Source organism: Ensifer sp. Root558, from assembly GCF_001427045.1.
In the GTDB taxonomy this organism is placed as follows: Bacteria; Pseudomonadota; Alphaproteobacteria; order Rhizobiales; family Rhizobiaceae; genus Ensifer; species Ensifer adhaerens.
Map to the genome: position 1 here is coordinate 128,125 of NZ_LMGC01000001.1, position 21,600 is coordinate 149,724.

The following is a 21,600-nucleotide window of genomic DNA, read 5'->3' on the forward strand; positions in this document are numbered from 1 at the left end:
GGGACCCTGCCGCAATGGGGCGGTGTGGTCTGAAGAAATCAGGGGAAGAAAAATGTCGGACTACAGTGATTCAGACAAAAAGCAGGACATGAGCGTCCTGCACTCGATGGGCTATGCCCAGGAGCTCGAGCGGCGCATGAGCCAGTTCTCGAACTTCGCGGTGTCGTTCTCGATCATCTGCATTCTTTCGGGCGGCATCAACTCGCTCGCCCAGGCGACCGCCGGCGCGGGGGGCGCCGCGATCGGCATCGGTTGGCCGCTTGGCTGCTTCATCTCCTTGGTTTTCGCCGTTGCCATGGCACAGATCAGCTCGGCCTATCCAACGGCGGGTGGCCTCTATCACTGGGGTTCGATCCTCGGCAACCGCTTCACCGGCTGGCTGACAGCATGGTTCAACCTGCTCGGTCTCGTCACCGTTCTCGGTGCGATCAACGTCGGCACCTATTATTTCTTCATGGGTTCCTTCGGCACGCCCTATTTCGGCCTCGCCGATACGACGCTGACGCGCATCGTCTTCCTGGCCATCATCACCGGCGGGCAGGCGCTGGTAAACCACATGGGCATCGGGCTGACAGCCAAGCTCACCGACTTTTCGGGCTACCTGATCTTCGCGACGTCGATCCTGCTGGCGCTCGTGTGCCTGGTCGCAGCCGACAGCTACGACATCGCCCGTCTCTTCACCTTCTCCAACTATTCCGGTGAAGCCGGCGGCAACGTGTGGCCTCAGACCTCGGGCACCTGGGTGTTCCTACTCGGCCTGCTCCTGCCGATCTACACGATCACCGGCTATGACGCTTCGGCGCACACCTCCGAAGAGACGGTCAAAGCCGCCCATTCGGTGCCGCGTGGCATGGTCTCGTCGGTGCTCTGGTCGGCGCTTTTCGGCTATATCATGCTGTGCTCGTTCGTGCTGATGATCCCGAACATGGACGAAGCCGCCAAGCAGGGCTGGAACGTGTTCTTCTGGGCAATGGATGCGCAGGTGCACCCCATCATCAAGGACATCCTCTATCTCGCCATCCTCGTCAGCCAGTGGCTGTGCGGCCTGGCAACGGTGACCTCGGTGTCGCGCATGATCTTCGCGTTTTCGCGTGACGGCGGCCTGCCGGCCTCCAAGGCGCTTGCCAAGGTGAGCCCGACCTACCGCACGCCGGTTGCCGCGATCTGGATCGGCTCGATCCTGTCGGTCCTGTTCGTCTGGGGCTCGTCGCTGGTCTCGATCGGCGAGACGCCGGTCTACACCATCGTCGTTTCGTGCACGGTCATCTTCCTGTTCTTCTCCTTCGCGATCCCGATCACCCTCGGCCTGTTCGCCTGGGGCACTTCGAAGTGGGACAAGATGGGTCCGTGGAACCTCGGCGAGAGCATGTTCAAGCTGTTCGCGGTGCTCTCGATCATCGCCATGGTGCTGATCTTCATCCTCGGCGTGCAGCCGCCGAACGACTGGGCACTCTACATCACCGTGGGCTTCCTGGTGCTGACCGGCGCTGTCTGGTTCGGCTTCGAGAGCCGCCGCTTCCGCGGCCCGCCGATCGGTGACGAAGTGGCACGCCGCCAGGCAGAGATCGCCGCTGCAGAGAAGGCCGTCGGCCAGATCTGATCAACGACAAAAGGGCGGAAGCGCGACCGCGACTTCCGCCTTTTCTTTGGGGCCGGACGAAATCGAAAACAATGTGCGCGGCTTCCGGCCCGCACTCCGCGCCAGACAATTCGAGCTGATCACGTTCACGCGGCCAAAAAATATCGTGACCTCAAGGGAACGGCCGCGTGACAAAACATGGGATGGAAGTTGATGAGCTATACGTTTGACGAGTTGAAGGAAGACGTCGCCGCCGGCCGCATCGATACGGTGCTCGCCTGCCAGGTCGACATGCAAGGCCGGCTGATGGGCAAGCGCTTCCACGCGCAGTTCTTCGTCGATGGCGCCTGGAAGGAAACGCATAGCTGCAACTACCTGCTGGCGACCGACATGGAGATGGAGACCGTTCCCGGCTACAAGGCGACAAGCTGGGAAAAAGGCTACGGCGACTATACGATGAAGCCGGACCTTTCGACGCTTCGCCGCATCCCCTGGCTCGAAGGCACGGCGCTGGTTCTCTGCGACATGCTCGACCATCACACCCATGAGGAAGTGCCGCATTCGCCGCGGGCGATCCTGAAGAAGCAGGTGGCGCGTCTCGAGAAGATGGGCCTCAAGGCCTATATGGCGAGCGAGCTCGAATTCTTCCTCTTCGACCAGTCCTATGACGACGCCCGCCAGTCCGGCTATCGCGACCTGCAGCTCGTCAGCGGCTACAACGAGGACTACCACATCTTCCAGACGACCAAGGAAGAGGACGTGATGCGGGCGATCCGCAACGGTCTCCAGGGTGCAGACATTCCGGTCGAGAATTCCAAGGGTGAGGCGTCGGCCGGCCAAGAAGAGATCAACGTACGCTATGCCGACGCGCTGACGATGGCCGACCGGCATGCGATCATCAAGAACGGTTGCAAGGAAATCGCCTGGTCGCGCGGCAAGGCCATCACCTTCCTCGCCAAGTGGAACTATGCGGCCGCCGGTTCGTCCTCGCATATCCACCAGTCGCTCTGGAGCGCGGACGGCAAGTCGTCGAAGTTCTACGACGAGAGCGGCAAATACGGCATGTCCGAGATGATGCGCCATTACGTGGCCGGGCTTCTCACCCATGCGAGCGAGATCACCTATTTCCTCGCCCCCTACATCAACTCCTACAAGCGCTTCATGGCCGGTACCTTCGCGCCGACCAAGGCGGTCTGGAGCAAGGACAATCGCACGGCCGGCTATCGTCTCTGCGGCGAAGACACCAAGGCGATCCGTATCGAATGCCGCGTCGGCGGCTCCGATCTCAATCCCTATCTCGCTTTCGCCGCTTTGATCGCGGCGGGCATTTCCGGTATCGAAAACAAGATGGAACTGGAAGCGCCCTTCGTCGGCGATGCCTATGGCGGCAAGGACGTGCGCGAGATCCCGCGCACGCTTCGCGATGCGACGGCCGCGCTGACGGAATCGAAGATGCTGCGCGCCGCCTTCGGCGACGAGGTCATCGAGCACTATGCACGGGCAGGGCGCTGGGAGCAGGAAGAATATGATCGCCGCGTCACCGACTGGGAGGTCGCACGCGGTTTCGAACGGGCCTGACCCGCGACATAATCATTCACAAGGATGGCCGTTCCTGACCGGAGCGGCCATCGCATCATTCGCAATGAAAGCAGGAAGACGATCATGAGCATGATCAAGTGCATTTCGCCGGTGAACGGCGAGGTCTACGCAGAACGCCCGGCGATGCCGCTGGACATGGCAAAGCAGGTGGTTTCCCGCGCCCGCCAGGCGCAGAAGGCCTGGGCGCGCCGTCCGCTCGACGAGCGCGTCAATCTGGTTCTGGCCGGTGTCGCGCGCCTCAACGAGATGGTCGACGAAGTGGTGCCGGAGCTTGCCTGGCAGATGGGCCGGCCGGTGCGCTATGGCGGCGAATTCAAGGGCTTCAACGAGCGCTCGAACTATGTCGCGACCATCGCCGCCGATGCACTGAAGCCGCTGGTGATCGAGGAGAGCGACCGCTTCGAGCGCCGCATCGCCCGCGAGCCGCACGGTGTCGTCTTCGTCGTTGCACCTTGGAACTACCCTTACATGACCGCGATCAACACGGTCGCGCCGGCGCTGATGGCCGGCAACACGGTCATCATCAAACATGCGAGCCAGACGATCCTCGTCGGCGAACGCATGGTGCGCGCCTTCGTCGAGGCCGGCGTTCCCGCCGACGTCTTCCAGAACATCTTCCTCGACCACGAAACAACGGCGGCGCTGATTGCGGCCAGGAGCTTCGATTTCGTCAACTTCACCGGTTCGGTCGAAGGCGGGCGTTCGATCGAACGGGCGGCGGCCGGTACCTTTACCGGTCTCGGTCTCGAACTCGGCGGCAAGGATCCGGGCTACGTCATGGAAGACGCGGATCTCGACGCGGCCGTCGACACGCTGATGGACGGCGCCACCTACAATTCTGGCCAGTGCTGCTGCGGCATCGAGCGCATCTACGTGCACGAAAAGCTCTACGACGCCTTCGTCGAGAAGTCGGTCGCCTGGGTTTCCAACTACAAGCTCGGCAATCCGCTCGATCCGGAAACGACGCTGGGGCCGATGGCCAACAAGCGTTTTGCTGCCACCGTGCGCGAGCAGATCGCCGACGCCGTTGCCAAGGGCGCCAAGGCTCTGATCGACCCGAAGCTTTTCCCTGCCGACGACGGCGGCGCCTATCTCGCGCCGCAGATCCTCGTAAATGTCGACCACTCCATGGCCTTCATGCGCGAAGAGACCTTCGGCCCTGCCGTCGGCATCATGAAGGTGAATAGCGACAGCCAGGCGATCGAGTTGATGAACGATAGCCAGTATGGCCTTACCGCATCGCTCTGGACCAGGGATGCCGAGCGTGCCGCGCGCATCGGCGCCGACATCGAGACTGGTACGGTGTTCATGAACCGCGCCGACTATCTCGACCCGGCGCTTTGCTGGACCGGCGTCAAGGAAACCGGCCGCGGCGGCTCGCTTTCGGTCATCGGCTTCCAGAACCTCACCCGTCCGAAATCCTATCATCTGAAGAAAGTCACCGCATGACCATCACCGCCAACTGGAGCTATCCGACGTCCATCAAGTTCGGTGCCGGCCGGATCAAGGAGCTTGCCGACCATTGCAAGGCGGTCGGCATGAAGAAGCCGCTGCTGATTACCGATCGGGGCCTCGCGCCGATGGCGATTACGCAAAATGCGCTCGATATCCTCGAGGCCGCCGGCCTCGGCCGCGCGATCTTTGCCAACGTCGATCCGAACCCGAACGACATTAATCTCGCCGCCGGCGTGAAGGCGTTCAAGGATGGAGGCCATGACGGCGTCGTCGCCTTCGGCGGCGGCTCTGGCCTCGACCTCGGCAAGTGCGTCGCCTTCATGGCCGGGCAGAGCCGCCCCGTCTGGGACTTCGAGGATATCGGTGACTGGTGGACGCGGGCGAGCGTCTCAGGCATTGCACCGATCATTGCAGTGCCCACCACCGCCGGCACCGGCTCTGAAGTCGGCCGCGCCAGCGTCATCACCAATTCGGCAAGCCATGTGAAAAAGGTGATCTTCCATCCGAAGTTCCTACCGGCAGTCACGATCTGCGACCCGGAACTGACGGTCGGCATGCCCAAGGTGATCACCGCGGGCACCGGCATGGACGCCTTTGCCCATTGCCTGGAAGCCTATTCCTCGCCCTTCTATCACCCGATGTCTGCGGGCATTGCGCTTGAAGGCATGCGGCTGGTGAAGGAATACCTGCCGCGCGCCTACAAGGACGGCACCGACATCGAGGCGCGCGCCAACATGATGAGTGCGGCCGCCATGGGTGCCGTCGCGTTCCAGAAGGGCCTTGGCGCCATCCACTCGCTGTCGCATCCGGTGGGCGCGATCTACAACACCCACCACGGCATGACCAATGCGGTCGTGATGCCGCCGGTGCTGCGTTTCAACCGTCCGGCGATCGAGGACAGAATAGTGCGCGCTGCCGCCTATCTCGGCATTTCCGGTGGCTTCGACGGCTTCTACGACTACGTGCTGAAGTTGCGCGAGGAACTCGGCGTTCCGGACAAGCTCGCAGCCCTCGGCGTTGGCACCGACCGGATCGACGAAATGTCGGAGATGGCGATCGTCGACCCGACGGCCGGCGGCAACCCGGTCGAGTTGACGCTCGACGCCGCGAAGAAGCTCTTCCGCGAGTGCATCTGACCAATTCCCGACGCCTTTGCCCCCAGGCGAAGGCGTCGGCCTATCGGTTTAGTTAGCCCAAAAATACCACTTGCCATTGCGGCGGATCTGTCACCTAATCGTCATCGAACTGTCACGTTTCGGGCTCGCGGGGCGTTTTCTTTACGCTTTGTTTACCGCGGTCTGGAACGCTTGCATTAGGGTGTGCGTATGTATCGGCCCGCGAAAATCCGGGCCTGCGTTGAGTTAGGGTCGACCGATGGCGATTGTATCCCTCGCGAATGCGAAGGGGGGAGCCAGCAAGACAACGGCAGCCTTGCTGCTTGCCTGCGAATTCGCCCGGCGCGGCGATCGCGTTGCGGTTCTTGATTGCGATCCACTCGCCTGCATGACCGACTGGTTCCGCCACGGCCGCAACGATGGCAATCTCTTCGTTCTCTCAGGTGTAGCGACAACCACGCTCAGCGATCATCTCCGGCGGCTGCGCGGTCAGGTCGAGCATGTGATCATCGATCTCTCCGGGGCGGCCGACGTGCTGGTGGCGCTGGCGATCGGTCTTTCGGACCTGACGCTGATCCCGGTGCAGGGCTGTGTGATGGATGCGCGCGGCGCCATCCAGGTGCTGGACCTGATCCGCCACATCGAGAACAACGCGCGCGCCAACATCAACCACGCGGTTCTGCTGACCCGGGTCAACCCGATCGTGACGACGCGGGCGATGCGCCGGGTCAAGCTGCTGCTTTCGGAGAACCGGATCCGGCTCGTCGATACCCCGCTGGTGGAGCGTACGGCCTTCCGCGAACTCTTTGAGCGGGGCGACACGCTTTCCTCTCTCGACCCCGCGAAGGTCAGCAACCTTGCCAAGGCGCAGGCCAACGCCCAGGCGTTTGCGAATGACGTGCTGACCCTGCTCAGCCCGACAGGCGAGGCGGTGCGGCACGGGCCGTTCTCGTCGATGTGCTATCGATCACAGCACGTGAGCGAACCGGCAGTTTTGCCGGTCTGAGGCCAGAACTCCAGCATTTTCATCACCATAGCAGTGTCTCTGGCACGCAGCCTTAAGGCCGACTGTCAGGTTTGACGTGCCGGCGTTACCGTTTCGTTAACCAAATTCTGTAAGGTTTCGTTAAGAAGCGAACCACCGGCTGTGGCCGTCCGGTTCAGCGCGATACAGGCATAGAATGGGGAATATCATGGCGGTCATCACTTTCGCCAATGCAAAGGGTGGTGCGGGCAAGACGACCGCGGCGCTGATCCTGTCGACGGAACTGGCGCGGCAGGGGCACCGGGTAGTCGTCCTCGATGCCGATCCGCAGCGCTGGATCACCAGCTGGGCGGAGGCTTCCGGCCATATCGCCAACCTCACCGTCATTTCGCACATCACGCCCGGCTCGCTCGAATGTCATATCCGCGAGGCGAAGGACGAAGCGGATTATATCGTCATCGATCTCGCGGGCGCCAAGGACCAGATCGTAGCACTTGCACTCGCCATCTCTGACCAGGTGCTGATCCCGGTGCAGGGCTGCGCCATGGATGCCAAGGGTGCGGCTCAAATTCTTGAGCTGATCCGCCAGATCCAGGACCGTTCGGGCCTGCGCATCAACCATTCTGTGGTGCTCACCCGCGTCAATTCGCTGGTCACCACGCGTGCGCTGCAGACGATCAAGGCGATGCTCGCCGAGCGCGGCGTCTCGGTTCTCGACACGCCGATCGTCGAGCGCGCCGCCTATCGCGAGATCTTCGATTTTGGCGGCACGCTGCAGACGATGGATCCGAACCGCGTCAGCAATCTCGACAAGGCGCGGGAAAACGCAGCAGCCCTCGCCAAGGAAGTGCAGGCGCTGATGCCGGTCAAGACGCGCCGCTCCTGGGCTGCGCGCATGCCATCCTGGGCTTCGCGAAACGCCGCCTGATCCTTCGCCGTTCCACCGTTTATTGCGTATCAACCGGAATTGATATTCGTCAGTTCCGGTTGAGTTGTATTTCAGGCCTCGCGAAATAGCTGTTTCGCGTAAGGCTTCCTTTACCCTGCGCTTCTATCAGTGGCCCAGGACACAGCTTGCCCCTGCGACCGACTGAACAGGGCAACCAGCCGCCATGATTGCGGCCATGATCTCAGACGCTGCAGCGCCCTAGATCCTGTCTCCATGATCCAGAAATGAGCATGCAGGGAAGTTCGCGCATGAAAACGGAACACGCCGCTGCCGGCACGCAAGACGTTGCCGGTCGTCTGAATTTCATGGCGCTCGATGACGCCGCCAAGACGAGCCTGAAGGCGCTGAAGCCGATCCTCGAGAAGGAACTTAAACCCGCGCTCGACAAGTTCTACGTCAAGGTCAAGACGACGCCCGAGACCAAGCGCTTCTTCTCCTCCGACGCTCATATCGACCGCGCCAAGGGCGCCCAGGTCGGCCACTGGGCCAATATCGTCGATGCCAATTTCAACGAGGATTACAGCGCCAAGGTTCGCACCATCGGCCTGGTGCACGCCCGCATCGGGCTCGAGCCGCGCTGGTACATCGGCGGCTACGCGCTGATCGCCGAGCATCTGATCACCGAAATCGTCAAGGCGCACTGGCCGAAGGCCGGCCTGTTCTCGCGCAAGGGGACCTCGGCCGAGGACATGGGCGCGATGCTGTCGAGCCTGATCAAGGGCGTCTTCCTCGACATGGATCTGTCGATCTCCGTCTACATGGACGCCTCCGACGTCACCAAGCAACGTGCGGTGCAGGAAGAAGTGCTGGCTGCCGAACGCGCGCTGATCAGCAAGACCTTCGGCGCGGCGCTGAAGAAGATCGCCGATGGCGACTTGACGGCACGCATCGGTGGGGACCTGCCGGTTGCCTATCAGGAGCTTGGCGAAAATTTCAACCACGCGATCGGCGAGCTTGCACGCGCCATCGGCGGCATCGAGGCCGGCGCCAGCCAGATCCACACGAGCGCCAAGGAGATTGCGGCGGCTGCCGACGATCTGGCCCGGCGCACGGAACGGCAGGCGGCCAACCTTGAAGAGACGGCCGCTGCCGTCGAGCAAGTGACGCGCACGGTCAAGCAGACGGCCGAAGGCGCCAACCAGGCGAACTCGACCGTGATTGCCGCCCGCGCCAATGCCGAACAGAGCGGCGAGATCGTCAGCCACGCGATCGAGGTGATGCAGGAGATCCAGACGTCTTCCGCCAGCATCGCGCGGATCGTCGACGTCATCGACGAGATCGCCTTCCAGACCAACCTCCTGGCGCTGAACGCCGGCATCGAAGCGGCCCGCGCCGGCGAGGCGGGCAGGGGCTTTGCGGTTGTCGCCTCCGAAGTCCGGGCGCTGGCCCAGCGCTGCGCCGAAGCGGCCAAGGACATCCAGGGCCTGATCGCCAAGTCGCGCGGCCAGGTGGACGACGGCGTCAATTCGGTCAATCAGGTGGCGCAGTCGCTGCAGCAGATCGTCGCCCAGGTCGTCGAAGTCAGCTCCGTCTTCGGCGCCATCCGCGCCAGCACCGCCGAACAGGCAACCGGCCTGCAGGAGGTCAACACCGCGATTACCCAGATGGACCAGATCACCCAGCAGAACGCCGCCATGGTCGAGCAGGCGAACGCCGCAAGCCAGGCATTGACGGGAGAGGCCGAGCACATCGCCACGCGTCTGCGGGCGTTCCGCACGTCGGGTCAGGTGCAGGTCAGCGCCGGCTCGGGTTACCGCGCAGCGGCGTAATCGCGCCTTCCGTTCGAGAGACAACGCCTCGGGTCAGGGATGATCCGAGGCGTTTTGCTTTGCTGATCGCGGCGCAGTGATGTTGGGGGCAGCTTCACCGCGCGGCCAGGGACTTTCTACGCCGGAAGCGATCGATGGTGGCTTTCGCTCTTTGTCCCGATGGAATTAAGATGTCCGCGCTCTGCCTCGCCCGGACACCTGAAGTTGATCACGCCGCCCGTTGAACTAAAGACAAGCCGTCTTCACCTGCGTGCAGCCCGCTCTGAACACGCGGCGTCCGTGTTTACGGAATACACCGGCAACAGCATGGCAGCACGATTTTTGCCGCGCGGCGCTCATCCCGCACAATCCAGCACCGAGGCGGTCATCCATGCGTGGGGAGAAAGCAGCTGGGCGGATGGTGACCGCTTCATCTGGAGCATCATCGACCGCAGCGACCAGCGGCCGATGGGCCTCTTCCTCATGTTTGTGGATGGGGACGGCGCGGAAATTCACTATGGCATCGGTCCGGCCTATTGGGGACGGGGGCTGGCGACGGAAGCCGGTCTTGCGATTATGCATTGGGTCAAGCAGCAGTCACCCCTATCCGAGGTTCATACCATATGCGCGGCAGCACATGAGAGCAGCTGCCGTGTTCTCGAAAAGATTGGCCTGGTGCGTGGCCAGTTCCTGCCTGACGCCTTGTTGCTGAAGGCCACCGGAGAAAGGATCGACGGTTGGTCATATCGCTGGAGACGCTCCGAGTGAGGGCAAAGGCAGCACCAGCTTGCCGCCGCAGTTCGCGGCGCGCTCACCTGGCTTGAAAGCCAAGGTCGCAGCTGAAAAACGAACCGGGTCGAATGCGGATTTCACGCCGTTAGCGCGAAGCACAGAGCCGCGCGCTGACGGGACCGGCAAGTCCGGCGACTAAGCGGGAACGTAGACCAGCCGCACCACGTCCTCGCCGATCCGATCATGAGCGATCAGGCGGAGCCGCGGGCGGGGGCCGGCGAAATAGGGGTTGCCGTGACCAAGGACGACCGGGTGCAGGTAGATCCGGTACTCGTCGATCAAGCCCAGTTCGGTGAGGCTGTGCGCGAGGACGGGGCCCGCCACCTCGATCTCGCCGTCGTGCTCGGCCTTCAGCTTGCGCACGGCGCCCGCAAGATCACCGTCGACGAGCCGGGCATTGGGGCCGACGGACGCCGAGGAGCGCGAGACGACCCATTTCGGCTGCTTTCGCCACGCGGCTGCGAAGGCCTGTCTGTCCGCATCCCATTCCGGATGCTCGTCGTCCCAGTAGCGCATGATCTCATAGATCCGACGGCCGTACAGGCTGCCCGTCTGCTGTTCGGCCTCCTTGATGAAATGGCGGAAGAGCGTGGGACTTGGCGCAAACTCCATGTGGTCGACGTAGCCGTCCAGCGACTGGTTCATTCCGAACACGAGCTTAGCCATGGCCAGTTCCTTGTCTCGAATGGCCCGTTCGCACGGGTCTGCTTGCGACGTGCAATCGGTCAACGCTAAGCCGACTGATTTCAAATCGCAAGCGGTTTTTGGGCTTTGCCATCGACGGTCTCTACCGTGCACGGGCCACCGATGGTCGCTGCTGCGCTATTGCGAATTGGCCGCTGTCGGCCGTCTGCGTTTCGTCACGGCCTTTTCAAGGTGTTGATCGTACCAGTGGTCGGGGAATTTTATGTCCCACATCAGGTGGCGCAAGTCTCCGGCGTCGATATCTCGGTATCCCAGTTCCTCCAGCCGAAGCAGAAGCAACATATGATCGGTGATGACGATCAGCCGGGCGTGGTTGACGACCTGAAGCAGCGCCGGGCGCAATGCCGCATGGGATTTGAAGCCGAACGACGCGGCGATTGCCTCGTCCAGGTGGGATGACTTGATGTGCGGGTAACGATCCCGGAGGGACTTCTTCAGGGCGGCGATATTGGACGGCGAGAACCTGACCTGCGGGTGCAGCATGAGACGATCCGATGCTCCTGGTCGAAGTCTGCCGATTACGCTTCGACGTTGATGAACATGGTCGTCGAGTAAAGTTCCGCGGCCCTTCAACCCGGCAGCAGGTTTGGAGGGGTACCCGCGGCGGTCGCTACACCTCAGGGTTTCAATATTCAAGATAGGTCAGCATGGGCCGGCGCAATCCGGCTGGCGCGCATTTCACCCCGTGGCGAAACCGCATGGCATGGTCGCGAACCGAAATGAACGGTCAGCACCGTGCGCTACCTCAGAACCGACGGTCGATGAAGTGCTTGGCCTGGGCGCCTGCGTGGTAGAAGGCGGACTTCACGCCGCGCCAGGTGTCCGGGGTCACGGGCGTTTCGGCGAGCGGGATCGCCGAGGTTTCGCCGGTGACGTGGCTGGCGAGTGCGCGGCCGAAGACGGTGCCCGGCGCGATGCCGCGGCCGTTGTAGCCGCTGACGGAAACGACGTTGGGGGCGAGCGTGTGCATGGCCGGCAGGTTGTTGGTGGTCATGCCGATGCGGCCGTCCCACCAGTACTCAAACCGGAAATTGCCGATGAAGGGGAAGAGCTTGCGCAGCGAGCGGGCGGCAAAGGCGCGGTGCGTGCCTTCAGCGATCGCGTCGAGCCGGCCGATCGAGCCGAAGATCAGCCGGTTCTGCTGGTCCATGCGGAAGGAGGTCATGACGAGGCCGGTGTCCCAAGTGCCCTGGCGCTCCGGCAGGATGCGCTTGGCGACGGCGTCCGGCAGCGGATTGGTGGCGAACTGGAAATAGGGCAGGATCGTCAGTTCCTGCGTATGGGCCTGCCAGGGGCTCTCGGCGAAGAGGCCGCCATAGGCATTGGTGGCGAGGATCACCTGTTTCGCGCGGACCGTGTTGTTGCCGGCCTTCAGTACCCAGCTGTCGCCCTGGTGCTCCGCACCGGTCAGCGGCGTGTCGGTGTAGATCTCGGCACCGGCGGCAAGGGCAGCGCGGGCGAGCCCGCGGGCATAGGCGAGCGGCTGGATGGTGCCGGCGCGGCGGTCGAGCAGGGCGCCGGAAAAACCTTCAGCGCCGGTGAGCGCGTGCGCCCGCTCGGCCGAAAGCGCCTCGACCGGCGCGCCGCGCTTCTGCCACTGCGCTTCGCGGTCCTTGATCTCGGTGACGCCCTCGCTGCCGACGGCCATGTGCAGCGTACCGTTGCGCACCGCCTCGCAAGGCATCCCGTGTTTTTCCACGAGCGCATAGACCATCGAAGGGCCGTCGCCGAGTTCGGTCAGCAGCCGGTTGCCGGCCTCGGGGCCGAGCGTCGAGATCAGGTCGTCGGGCTTCACCCACATGCCGGCATTGACGAGGCCGACATTGCGGCCGGAGCCGCCAAAGCCGATCATCTTGGCTTCGATGACCGTTGCCTTCACGCCTTTTTCGGCCAGGTGCAGCGCTGCCGAGAGGCCGGTAAAGCCGCCGCCTATGATCGCCACATCGGTCGTCAGGTCCTGGCTGAGCGGCCTGGTCTCAGGGGCGGCCGGTGCCGTCGCATGCCAGAGGTTGGGCAGGGTGCGCTCCGTCGCCATTCAGGCCATCCTTCAAGTGCGGCCGCAGGTCGGCCATTGTCGTTGAGATATCCGGTGATAGCCGATTGCCGGAAAAATTCTCATGACAATGTTTCATGAAGTCATGATGGACGGGGAGAGCGGCGGGAGGGCTTTTGCACCCGGCGCTCGAAAAAAAACCGCAGCTGGGTCGTCGGCAGCTGCGGTCTTCGTAAATGGATAGGTCTGAAACGATTTAGCCGACGGGTCGGCGCAAAGAAATTTAAAAAAGAGTGCCTCGTCGTGGATGGTCGGCCAGGCAACTCCATCATCTATGCTGCAGGCGCGAAGTCACTCACCCAATTGGGGGAAGCCTCAAGAAAAATGCCAAAAAAACAACGGTTCGGTTAACGGGCGGCCGGCTTCGCTCAGTCGACGAACTCGACCGTGACGCCCGTGCTCACCATCTTGGCAAGCTCGGTCGCGTCCCAGTTGGTCAGGCGCACGCAGCCATGGCTCTGGGTCTTGCCGATCTTCGAGGGTTCCGGCGTGCCGTGAATGCCGTAGGTGGGCTTCGAGAGCGCGATCCAGACCGTGCCGACGGGACCGTTCGGGCCCGGCTGCAGGGTCAGAATCTTGTCGTTGTTGCCCTGCTTGAAGTTGATCTTCGGATTGTATGTGTAGCCCGGATTGAGCGCGATGCGCTCGACATTGACCGTGCCTGACGGAGACGGCGTATCGGACGAGCCGATCGTTGCCGGATAGGCGGCAATCAGCTTGCCGGCGTCGTCATAGGCGAGCACCTGCTTGCGCGCCTTGTCGGCGAGGATGCGGGCGACCTTGCCGGTCTTGTTGGCGCCGGGGTTGATCACCTTGATGATCGTGCCTGGAATGGTGAAATCGACGCCCGGGTTCAACTCGCGCAAATAGGCCTCGTCCATGTGGAACTTCTCGCCGAGCATTTCCGTCGTCGAGGTGAAGGACATGTGCGGCAGCATCGCTTTGTGCGCGTAATCCTCGGGGATCGACGCGACATAGGGGCCGGCGGCGTCGGCGGCCGTGATCGTGTAGCTGGTGATCGGCATGCCGCCGTTCATCCGCAGCCGCTCGAGAATGTCGTCGGTGTTGTTGGGATCGAGCGTTTCGCCGGTCGACTGCTGAAAGGCTTCGATCGCCTTGGTGACGTTCGAGCCCATCTTGCCGTCGATCACGCCCGGCGAAAAACCTTCGCGGTCGAGGAAGACCTGAAGTGCTGTGATCTCGGCGCGCGACTTCGACTTGACCGAGATCGCGGGCGGCATCGATTGGCGCATTGGGTTGCCGTCGTTCGGATCGACGGAAGCCTCCTGGGTGCCGTCGATCAGGCCGGGTAGGCTGTTTGGCAGTTCGTTGCCGTCGGTCGACGGCGGAACGACGTCGCGGTAGTCGGGAACGGAGCCGGTGACGTCGCCGGGCTCGGAATAGCCGTAGCCGCGCTCGGTTTCCCGGTAGCGTCGGTTGGAATAGATATCCACGTCACCCTGACGGCGATAGCCGCCGTAATCGCCCTGACGGTTGCCGCCGTAGTCGCGTTGGCGGCCGCGATTATTGGGCACCACGGTTGCGACCACATTACCCCAGCTGTCGATCAGAAGCGTGCGGCCGCGGCTGTCGCGCATGGTCTGCACTTCGTCGGAGCGGGGTACATAATCGAGGATTTCACCGTCGGGCGTGACCAGCATGACATCGTCGCCATAGCGATTGTAGCCGCGATAGTCCTGCGCGAAGGCGGCCGTCAGATCCACGGCAAGAAAGCCGACTGCGGCGAGGAGCGAGAGGCCTGTGCGGGTCGCTGACGTCACGAGAGAACCTGTTTTCATTGTGGTGAATGTGGCGCGATACATTTCGATTTCGACGTTAATGTGAAAAAAATGAATTCATCATGAACAAGCAGTTAAATTCTATCTAGGCGGCGCAATCCCGGGCTTCAACCGGTGAAATGCGTCTCTCCTCAGCTATCATCTCTTTGTGATTGCAGTGATTCTGCGGCCGATTTGAGGAAGAGAACATGCTGAAGACGCTCGAAGAACCACAGGATTTTCAAGAGAATCATGTGCTGTTCGACCGGCTCTCGGCGCTCGATATCGCCGCCTTCGTCGTCGACGGCGTCGACCTGTCGCCGGGTGCTGCGATCCCGTCGGATGGGGACCCGAGGATCGACCGGGCGCTGGCCGGTTTTCTCTTTACCTGCGGTCCAGACCATATCCGCCATCCCGAGGCGATCGAAGGTGGCGCGGAAGGCGCACGCTATCCGCTGCACGGGTCACTGGCCGGAACAGCCGTCAGCCACATGGAGATGGCGAGCGACGGGGCCGAGTGCACGGCGACGATCGAGGTGGCGCTCGCCGATGGCGGGCGGGCCCGGGTCGAGCGGCGCTGGCGAATCGATGCCGCGCGGCACGAAGTGGTGCTCGAAGATCGCGTCGTCAATTCCGGCGTCACCGCCTTTCCGCCTGTCATGATGTATCACCTCAACATTGGCGGCCGGTTGCTCGGGGACGAGACCCGCATCGTCAGCGCTTCGCTTGCAGGCGGGGAGAGCGCCTGGTGCTTCGGCACCGGCGAGAGCGCACATTTCTGCCTGCCGGCGGCCGTCGGTTCCGATGGCTGGTCGGAGGTCACGCTTGCGGATCTCGCGGGGCTCGGCGGCCGAAATCTGAAAGTGCGGTTCCGGGCCGATACTTTGCCCTTCCTGCAGATGTGGCGCTGCCAGCGCGGCGAGGCCAACGTGATCAGCATCGAGCCGGTATCGCACCGGATCGCCAAACGGCCGGAGTTGGCCGCGGCCGGGGAACTGACACCGCTTCAGCCGGGCGAGGCGCGCAGCTACGCCATCGCCTTTTCGGTCGTCTGATCCTGCGCCTTGACGATGCGGCTTTTGAATTGACGGGAGATAAGGCTGCGCCTACATCAGAGGCCGGGAAATTTGCCTCAAGGAAGACGACCATGGACATCCGCCAGATCAACGACGAATACTCGGTTACCGGCCAGATCGCGGTCGAGGACCTCGACCAGATCAAGGCGCTCGGCTTCAAGTCCATCGTCTGCCACCGCCCGGACTTCGAGGCGCCGGACCAGCCGACCTTTGATTCCATCGCCGCCCGTGCCGAAGAACTCGGCATCGAAACCAAGCACATTCCCGTCGGCCCGATGGGCGTGACCGCCGATGCCGTGAAGAGCATGGTCGACGCGCTCGACGAGTTCCAGCGGCCGATGCTCGGCTATTGCCGTTCCGGCGCGCGCTCGACGGCCGTCTACCAGCAGACCCAGCATATCCGCGGCTGAGCCACGCAAAATCCAAACTCTCGCGCTCGGCCGCATCGTTCCATCTGACAGTGGAGGATCGGCATGGCCGAAGCGTATCTCATTTCGCGGGAGCAATGGGCGGATGAGCCCGACGCCTGGAAGGGCGAATTCGAGGGCGGCGCCTATGGCGCAGGCCTTTCGGTGATCTTCGTTTCCACCGACGAGATCGGGTACGGGCCGAAATTGCACCGCCATCCCTATCCGGAAACCTTCATCGTCCGCGTCGGCCGCGCCCGCTTCACCGTCGGCGACCGCATCATCGATGCCGAGGCCGGTCAGATCGTCGTGGCGCCGGCCAATGTGCCGCACAAGTTCGAGAACCTCGGGCCGGGGCGCCTGGAGACGACCGATCTGCATGAGGCCGGTGCGTTTTCGACGGAATGGCTGGAGTAAGCGGCTGGACGTATCTCGCAGGCAGTTAGCGGGCGTGATCGTTCCCCGCGCCGCCGAGGCGGCGCTGCTGGACTCCTGTGACAAACGCAGGAATGAGGGAGGTATAATGGTGGCCGATCGGCGTTCAATTGGCGCACGACGCCCTGAGAAGCGTCGCTTCGCCCGCGCGCTCGCAGGCACAGAAGCGCGGGCGCGTGGGTAGAAGGGCCCTATCGCAAATGCTCCATCGCCCTCATTCCTGTGCTTGTCACAGAAATCCAATCACGGCGCGTCTGCGCCGTGATTGGACCCTTCACGAACAAGACTTGCTCAGCCCGCCCTGATCTCGCTTAGCGTGCGCGTCGGGGTGATCGCTTCGGGATCGAGCTTGATCTCGATGATCGCCGGCTTGCCGCTGGCGCGCGCCCTGAGGAAGGCGTCGGCAAACTCTTCCGTCTTCTCGACCGTCTCGCCGTGGCCGCCATAGGCGCGGGCAAGGGCTGCGAAATCCGGGTTGGTGAGATCGGTGGCGCTGACGCGGCCGGGATAGTCGCGCTCCTGGTGCATGCGGATCGTGCCGTAGATACCGTTGTTGACGACGACGGTGATGATCGGCAGGCGGTAGCGCACGGCGGTTGCGAATTCCTGGCCGTGCATCAGGAAGCAGCCATCCCCGGCAAAGCAGATGACTTCGCGATCCGGATGCAGCTGCTTGGCGGCGACCGCCGCCGGCAGGCCGTAACCCATTGAGCCCGAAGCCGGGGCTGCCTGGGTGGCGTAGCGGCGGAAGCGGTGGAAGCGATGCACCCAGGTGGCGTAGTTGCCGGCGCCGTTGGTGAAGATCGTATCCTCCGGCACGTTCGCCTCGATCCAGTTCATGATCGGGCCCATCTGCACCGCGCCCGGGCCGGTTTCCGGCGGGGTCGACCACTTGAGATAGGCGGCGTGCATGGTCTCGGTGCGTGCGGACCAGCTCGGTTCGCTCGGCGGTGCAAGGCTTTCGAGCGCGGCGACGAAGTCGCGCGGGCTGGCGGCAATCGCCAGCTCCGGCCTGTAAACACGGCCGAGTTCGGAACTGTCAGGATGCACATGCACCAGCGTCTGGTGCGGGTAGGGGCTGTCCATCAGCGTGTAGCCGGACGAGGGCATTTCCGAGAAGCGGCCGCCGATAAGCAGGATGAGATCCGCTTCCTTGACCTCTTTTGCCAGAGCGGGGTTGATGCCGATGCCGACGTCGCCGGCGTACATCGGGTGCAGGTGATCAAACAGCATCTGGCGACGGAAGGAGCAGCCGACCGGCAGCTTCCAGCGTTCAGCGAAGCGCTGGAATTCAGCAACGCTTTCCGCTGTCCAGCGAGTGCCGCCGAGGACGGCGATCGGGCGCTTGGCGTTGCTCAGCATTTCGCCGAGCCGCTTCATCTGCGCCGGACCTGGATGACCCTCGACCGGCTGGTAGGGTTTGGCGGCGGGCGCCTCGGCGCTGCGGGTCAGCATGTCCTCGGGGAGCGTCAGCACGACAGGGCCGGGGCGGCCGGACGTGGCGACCGCGAAGGCGCGGGTGACGAATTCCGGAATGCGGGCGGGATCGTCGATCTCGCCCACCCATTTGGCGACCTCGGTGAAGGCGCGGCGGTATTCGATCTCCTGGAAGGCCTCGCGCTCGCGCGCTTCGCTCTGCACTTGGCCGATGAAGAGGATCATCGGGATCGAATCCTGCTTGGCGACATGGAGGCCGGCGGAAGCGTTGGTCGCGCCAGGGCCGCGGGTCACCATGCAGATGCCGGGCTCGCCGGTCAGCCGCCCCCAGGCATCCGCCATCATCGCGGCCCCGCCTTCCTGGCGGCAGACGAGCACGTCGATGTCGGTGTCGTAGAGCGCGTCGAGCACGGCGAGATAGCTTTCCCCCGGCACGCAGGCGATGCGCTTCACCCCGTTGGCGACGAGCGCGTCAACGATGAGCTGACCTCCAGTTTTCATGATATTCCTCCCGATGGTCTTTCTTTTGTTTTCAGATGGCTTTGTTGTCAGATGGCTGGCGACACCGGAGCGACGCTCGTGTCCTTGTGCACGCGGCGCTCGCGCCAGATGATGTAGAGGCCGGAGCCGATGATGATGGCGATGCCGAGCCACTTCAGCGCGTCGGGCAGGTCGCCGAAGACGAGCCAGCCGAAGATCGTGGCCGAAACGATTTCGAGATACTGCAGCGGCGCCAGCACCGAGGCCGGGGCGGCGCGATAGGCATAGACGCCGAGCACGCCTGAAATGGTGGCGGTGACGCCGACGCCGAGCAGGTAATACCAGGTGTACCCTTCTGGCCAGACCGGATCGAAGATGCCGGAACCGGTGCCTTCGCCGAAATAAAGCAGCACGAGACAGAAGAGCGCGCCCCAGACGCCGGCGTGAAACTGCATCGACCAGGGGTCCTCATTTTGCGCGACCATGCGGGTGACGAGCAGGAAAACGGCAAGGCCAAAGGCGGCCACAACAGGCAGAAGGGCGATCCAGCCGACCTCCTGCATGCTCGGCTGGATGACGAGCAGCGCGCCGAAGAAGCCGACGCCGCAGGCGGTGTAGCGCCGCCAGCCGATCGTCTCCTTCAGGAAGATGCTGCCAAGGATCGTGAGGATGATCGGCTCGACGAAGAAGATCGCGATCGCGTCGGCGACTTCCATGACCTTCAGCGTGGTAATGAAGGAGAGCATGGTCACGACCAGCAGACCGCCGCGCAACGCGTGCAGCCCGGTCTTCTTCCAGGTGAGATCAAACAGGCTGCCGCGGAAGAGCACGATCGGCAGGATGAAGACGACCTGCAGCAGAAAGCGCACGGCGGTGATTTCGGCCGAGGGAACGGTGGCGATCGCGAGCTTGGCGAAGATGTCGATCAGCGGCGACAGAAGCACCGAGATCACCATCAGTGTCAGCCCGAAGGAGATGCGGTTGTGGTCGGCGGCGATCTTGGGAAGCGACATGTCGGCCATGATATTTCCGGTCAGCGCCGCCCTGCGACGGCGCGCAGGCACCAGGCGGCAAAGTCGGCCGTCGCCTCGTCCCGGCCGAGTTCGTTCAGTGTTTCGTGGCGCATGCCGTCATAGACGGTGACGCTAACGTCGCTGAGACCGGCGGCTTTCATCTTCGTGCCAAGCCAGCGGACGGCGTTGCCCATCTCGGTCGACGGGTCAGCGCTGCCGCCGACGAGATGAATGGGCAGGTTTTTCCGGAGCCGCGCCAGCCGGTCGGGCCGGGCTCCATCGAAGGACAGGCGGAAAAGATCGAGCCAGAGCGAGACCGTCGCATCGAAGCCGCAGAGCGGGTCGGCGGCGTATTTGGCGACCTCGGCATCGTCGCGCGACAGCCAGTCGAGATCGGTCTTGCGATCCTTGATGGCGCCGCCCCACATGCCGAAGGTGAGCTTGGTCAGAAGCGGGCTCGGCACGTCAGACCCTTTGAGCGCCTTTTCGATCTTCAGGATCACCTGTCCGCCACGGCCGGCAAGGCCCGGCCGGAAGTTGGAGTTCCAGACGGCAAGCGCATCGTAGAGGCCGGGATCGGTTTCGGCGGCATTGAGCGCGATCAGTCCACCCATGGAATGGCCGAAGAGGATGACCGGCAAGCCCGGATGGGCGGTGGTCGCAATCTCCCGCACTGCCCGGATGTCCGCGAATATCTTGTCGAGGCCGTCGCGGCTTGCGAACATCCCAAGCTGGGCGTCAGGCGCCTGCGTCGCGCCGTGGCCGCGATGGTCGTGGGCATAGACATGGAAGCCGTGGCCGGCCATCGCCTCGGCAAAGCGGGCATATCGGCCGGAATGCTCGGCAAGGCCATGGCTGACGAGAAGGATGCCGCGGGCTTCTGTGGTTGCCGGAAAATGCCGCCAGCTCAAGCTGGCACCGGTCGGGCTCTGATGCGTCTTCACCTGCCCGAACATCTCTACTCCCGGAAGCAATCGACAGACCTTTGAGATTTCAAATCGATTTGCGTGGCAAAGGCAATCGCCGCTTGTTGATCGTTGCGCATGAGGTCACAAGCGATTTGACGGTGCATTACATTAGGGGTTGCAATTTTCCCGTTTTGGGCGATATTTGTTCCCGTTTTGTTTTTGCGGGAGGATATCATGGTCCGTTTTTGTAAAGCGATATCAGGTTCTGTGGCGGGCATCCTGGCAGCGCTGACGCTGTTGCTTGGTTCCGGCGCCTTTGCTGCCGGTGAAGACGCATCCAAGGGTGCTCCGCCGGCGAGTTCAACCAGCCGCACCGACTACGTGCTGGCGGTCAGCTGGCAGCCCGGTTTCTGCGAGACGCGGCCGCAACGCAAGGAATGCGAGAGCCAGACGGCGGAACGCTTCGATGCCACCAACCTCTCGCTGCATGGCCTGTGGCCGCTGCGCAAGAGCTATTGCGGGGTCGCGGCAGAAGCGCGGGCAACCGACCGCAAGGGCAGCTGGCTGGAGCTGCCGAAGCTTGCCATGGCCGACGACACCGCGGCGCGGCTGCTTATCGCCATGCCCGGCGTGCAATCCGGTCTCGACCGGCACCAGTGGCTGCGAAGCGGCACCTGCCAGAGCGGCTCGGTCGACGACTATTTCTCGGTGCAGCTGCGCATGCTGGAAGAGCTCAACCGCTCGGCGGTCGGGGCACTTTTCCGCCAGCGTGTGGGTGCGGAACTCGATGAGGCGGCGATCAAGCAGGCCTTCGACCAGAGTTTTGGCGCTGGAGCCGGCGACCGGGTGCGCATGCGCTGCCAGACCGTGCAGGGCCGCAGCATCATCACCGGGCTGACGATCGGGCTCACGGGCGATGTCATGAAGGCTGCGAGCCTCGGGCCGCTGATCCAGGCCGCAGGCACGACCGAGTTCAAGTGCGCCAAGGGTATCGCCGATACTGCCGGTCGCGGGTAGGGCGTTTCGCCCGGTCGGCCATGGCAGCGCCTTATGGTGCGGCCTTGACCGCGCCGGCTTTAGGCGCCT

At 63.2% G+C, this 21,600-nt stretch carries 19 protein-coding genes; 12 read left to right on the plus strand and 7 right to left on the minus strand.

The window, feature by feature from the left end; translation table 11 throughout:
- The first annotated feature begins 52 nt into the window (after window positions 1-52).
- The 8 genes from ASD63_RS00650 to ASD63_RS00685 all read left to right on the plus strand — a co-directional run bounded on the left by ASD63_RS00650 (window position 53) and on the right by ASD63_RS00685 (window position 10,198).
- Window positions 53-1,600, plus strand: coding sequence for an amino acid permease (locus tag ASD63_RS00650; RefSeq protein WP_034792285.1), 1,548 nt, complete (start codon window positions 53-55; stop codon window positions 1,598-1,600).
- 192 nt (window positions 1,601-1,792) lie between these two features.
- Window positions 1,793-3,157 (plus strand): glutamine synthetase family protein, encoded by a 1,365-nt coding sequence (locus ASD63_RS00655; protein WP_034792288.1) that lies wholly within the window; start codon window positions 1,793-1,795, stop codon window positions 3,155-3,157.
- Between the two features lie 84 nt (window positions 3,158-3,241).
- Window positions 3,242-4,627 carry an aldehyde dehydrogenase family protein gene (locus ASD63_RS00660; RefSeq protein WP_034793564.1) on the plus strand — a complete coding sequence of 462 codons (1,386 nt, stop codon included), beginning with the start codon at window positions 3,242-3,244 and terminating at the stop codon, window positions 4,625-4,627.
- Window positions 4,624-5,769, plus strand: a complete 1,146-nt coding sequence (locus ASD63_RS00665; protein WP_034792313.1) for an iron-containing alcohol dehydrogenase — start codon at window positions 4,624-4,626, stop codon at window positions 5,767-5,769. The genes ASD63_RS00660 and ASD63_RS00665 overlap by 4 nt, the downstream gene beginning before the upstream one ends.
- Window positions 5,770-6,007: 238 nt before the next feature.
- Complete coding sequence (locus ASD63_RS00670; protein WP_051659244.1) at window positions 6,008-6,754, plus strand: ParA family protein; 747 nt, start codon at window positions 6,008-6,010, stop codon at window positions 6,752-6,754.
- Window positions 6,755-6,941: 187 nt separating this feature from the next.
- Entirely contained in the window at window positions 6,942-7,661 is a 720-nt protein-coding gene (locus ASD63_RS00675; protein WP_034792347.1) for a ParA family protein, read from the plus strand.
- A 269-nt stretch (window positions 7,662-7,930) separates the two neighbouring features.
- The gene (locus ASD63_RS00680) at window positions 7,931-9,451 is read left to right on the plus strand and encodes a globin-coupled sensor protein (RefSeq protein WP_051659245.1); all 1,521 of its coding nucleotides are present in this window, start codon (window positions 7,931-7,933) and stop codon (window positions 9,449-9,451) included.
- A 204-nt stretch (window positions 9,452-9,655) separates the two neighbouring features.
- Window positions 9,656-10,198, plus strand: a complete 543-nt coding sequence (locus ASD63_RS00685; RefSeq protein ID WP_034793572.1) for a GNAT family N-acetyltransferase — start codon at window positions 9,656-9,658, stop codon at window positions 10,196-10,198.
- A gap of 159 nt (window positions 10,199-10,357) precedes the next feature.
- Here the strand turns inward: ASD63_RS00685 and ASD63_RS00690 are convergent, their stop codons facing one another.
- From ASD63_RS00690 to ASD63_RS00705, 4 genes are all read right to left on the minus strand, one after another.
- A complete protein-coding gene (locus tag ASD63_RS00690) occupies window positions 10,358-10,888 on the minus strand; it encodes a dihydrofolate reductase family protein (RefSeq protein WP_034792349.1) in 531 nt (176 codons plus the stop codon).
- Window positions 10,889-11,044: 156 nt separating this feature from the next.
- Window positions 11,045-11,410, minus strand: a complete 366-nt coding sequence (locus tag ASD63_RS00695; protein WP_034792351.1) for a hypothetical protein — start codon at window positions 11,408-11,410, stop codon at window positions 11,045-11,047.
- A gap of 262 nt (window positions 11,411-11,672) precedes the next feature.
- Window positions 11,673-12,962 carry an FAD-binding oxidoreductase gene (locus tag ASD63_RS00700; RefSeq protein WP_034792353.1) on the minus strand — a complete coding sequence of 430 codons (1,290 nt, stop codon included), beginning with the start codon at window positions 12,960-12,962 and terminating at the stop codon, window positions 11,673-11,675.
- Between the two features lie 386 nt (window positions 12,963-13,348).
- Window positions 13,349-14,803, minus strand: coding sequence for a L,D-transpeptidase (locus ASD63_RS00705; RefSeq protein WP_034792355.1), 1,455 nt, complete (start codon window positions 14,801-14,803; stop codon window positions 13,349-13,351).
- Between the two features lie 164 nt (window positions 14,804-14,967).
- Here ASD63_RS00705 and ASD63_RS00710 point away from each other — a divergent pair, with 164 nt between their 5' ends.
- From ASD63_RS00710 to ASD63_RS00720, 3 genes are all read left to right on the plus strand, one after another.
- Complete coding sequence (locus ASD63_RS00710) at window positions 14,968-15,813, plus strand: DUF4432 family protein (protein WP_051659247.1); 846 nt, start codon at window positions 14,968-14,970, stop codon at window positions 15,811-15,813.
- Window positions 15,814-15,905: 92 nt separating this feature from the next.
- On the plus strand, window positions 15,906-16,244 hold the full coding sequence (locus ASD63_RS00715; RefSeq protein WP_034792356.1) for a TIGR01244 family sulfur transferase: 339 nt from the start codon (window positions 15,906-15,908) through the stop codon (window positions 16,242-16,244).
- A gap of 63 nt (window positions 16,245-16,307) precedes the next feature.
- On the plus strand, window positions 16,308-16,658 hold the full coding sequence (locus tag ASD63_RS00720; protein ID WP_034792357.1) for a cupin domain-containing protein: 351 nt from the start codon (window positions 16,308-16,310) through the stop codon (window positions 16,656-16,658).
- A gap of 309 nt (window positions 16,659-16,967) precedes the next feature.
- Here ASD63_RS00720 and ASD63_RS00725 read toward each other — a convergent pair whose 3' ends face one another.
- From ASD63_RS00725 to ASD63_RS00735, 3 genes are read right to left on the minus strand one after another with little or no spacing between them, the layout of a single operon-like run.
- Window positions 16,968-18,614 carry a thiamine pyrophosphate-binding protein gene (locus ASD63_RS00725; RefSeq protein WP_034792359.1) on the minus strand — a complete coding sequence of 549 codons (1,647 nt, stop codon included), beginning with the start codon at window positions 18,612-18,614 and terminating at the stop codon, window positions 16,968-16,970.
- A gap of 47 nt (window positions 18,615-18,661) precedes the next feature.
- Window positions 18,662-19,615, minus strand: a complete 954-nt coding sequence (locus ASD63_RS00730; RefSeq protein ID WP_034792361.1) for a DMT family transporter — start codon at window positions 19,613-19,615, stop codon at window positions 18,662-18,664.
- Window positions 19,616-19,626: 11 nt separating this feature from the next.
- Window positions 19,627-20,562 (minus strand): alpha/beta hydrolase, encoded by a 936-nt coding sequence (locus tag ASD63_RS00735; protein ID WP_060528750.1) that lies wholly within the window; start codon window positions 20,560-20,562, stop codon window positions 19,627-19,629.
- A gap of 186 nt (window positions 20,563-20,748) precedes the next feature.
- Between ASD63_RS00735 and ASD63_RS00740 the strand changes: the two genes are divergently transcribed.
- Entirely contained in the window at window positions 20,749-21,531 is a 783-nt protein-coding gene (locus ASD63_RS00740) for a ribonuclease (RefSeq protein WP_051659248.1), read from the plus strand.
- Window positions 21,532-21,600: the final 69 nt, after the last annotated feature.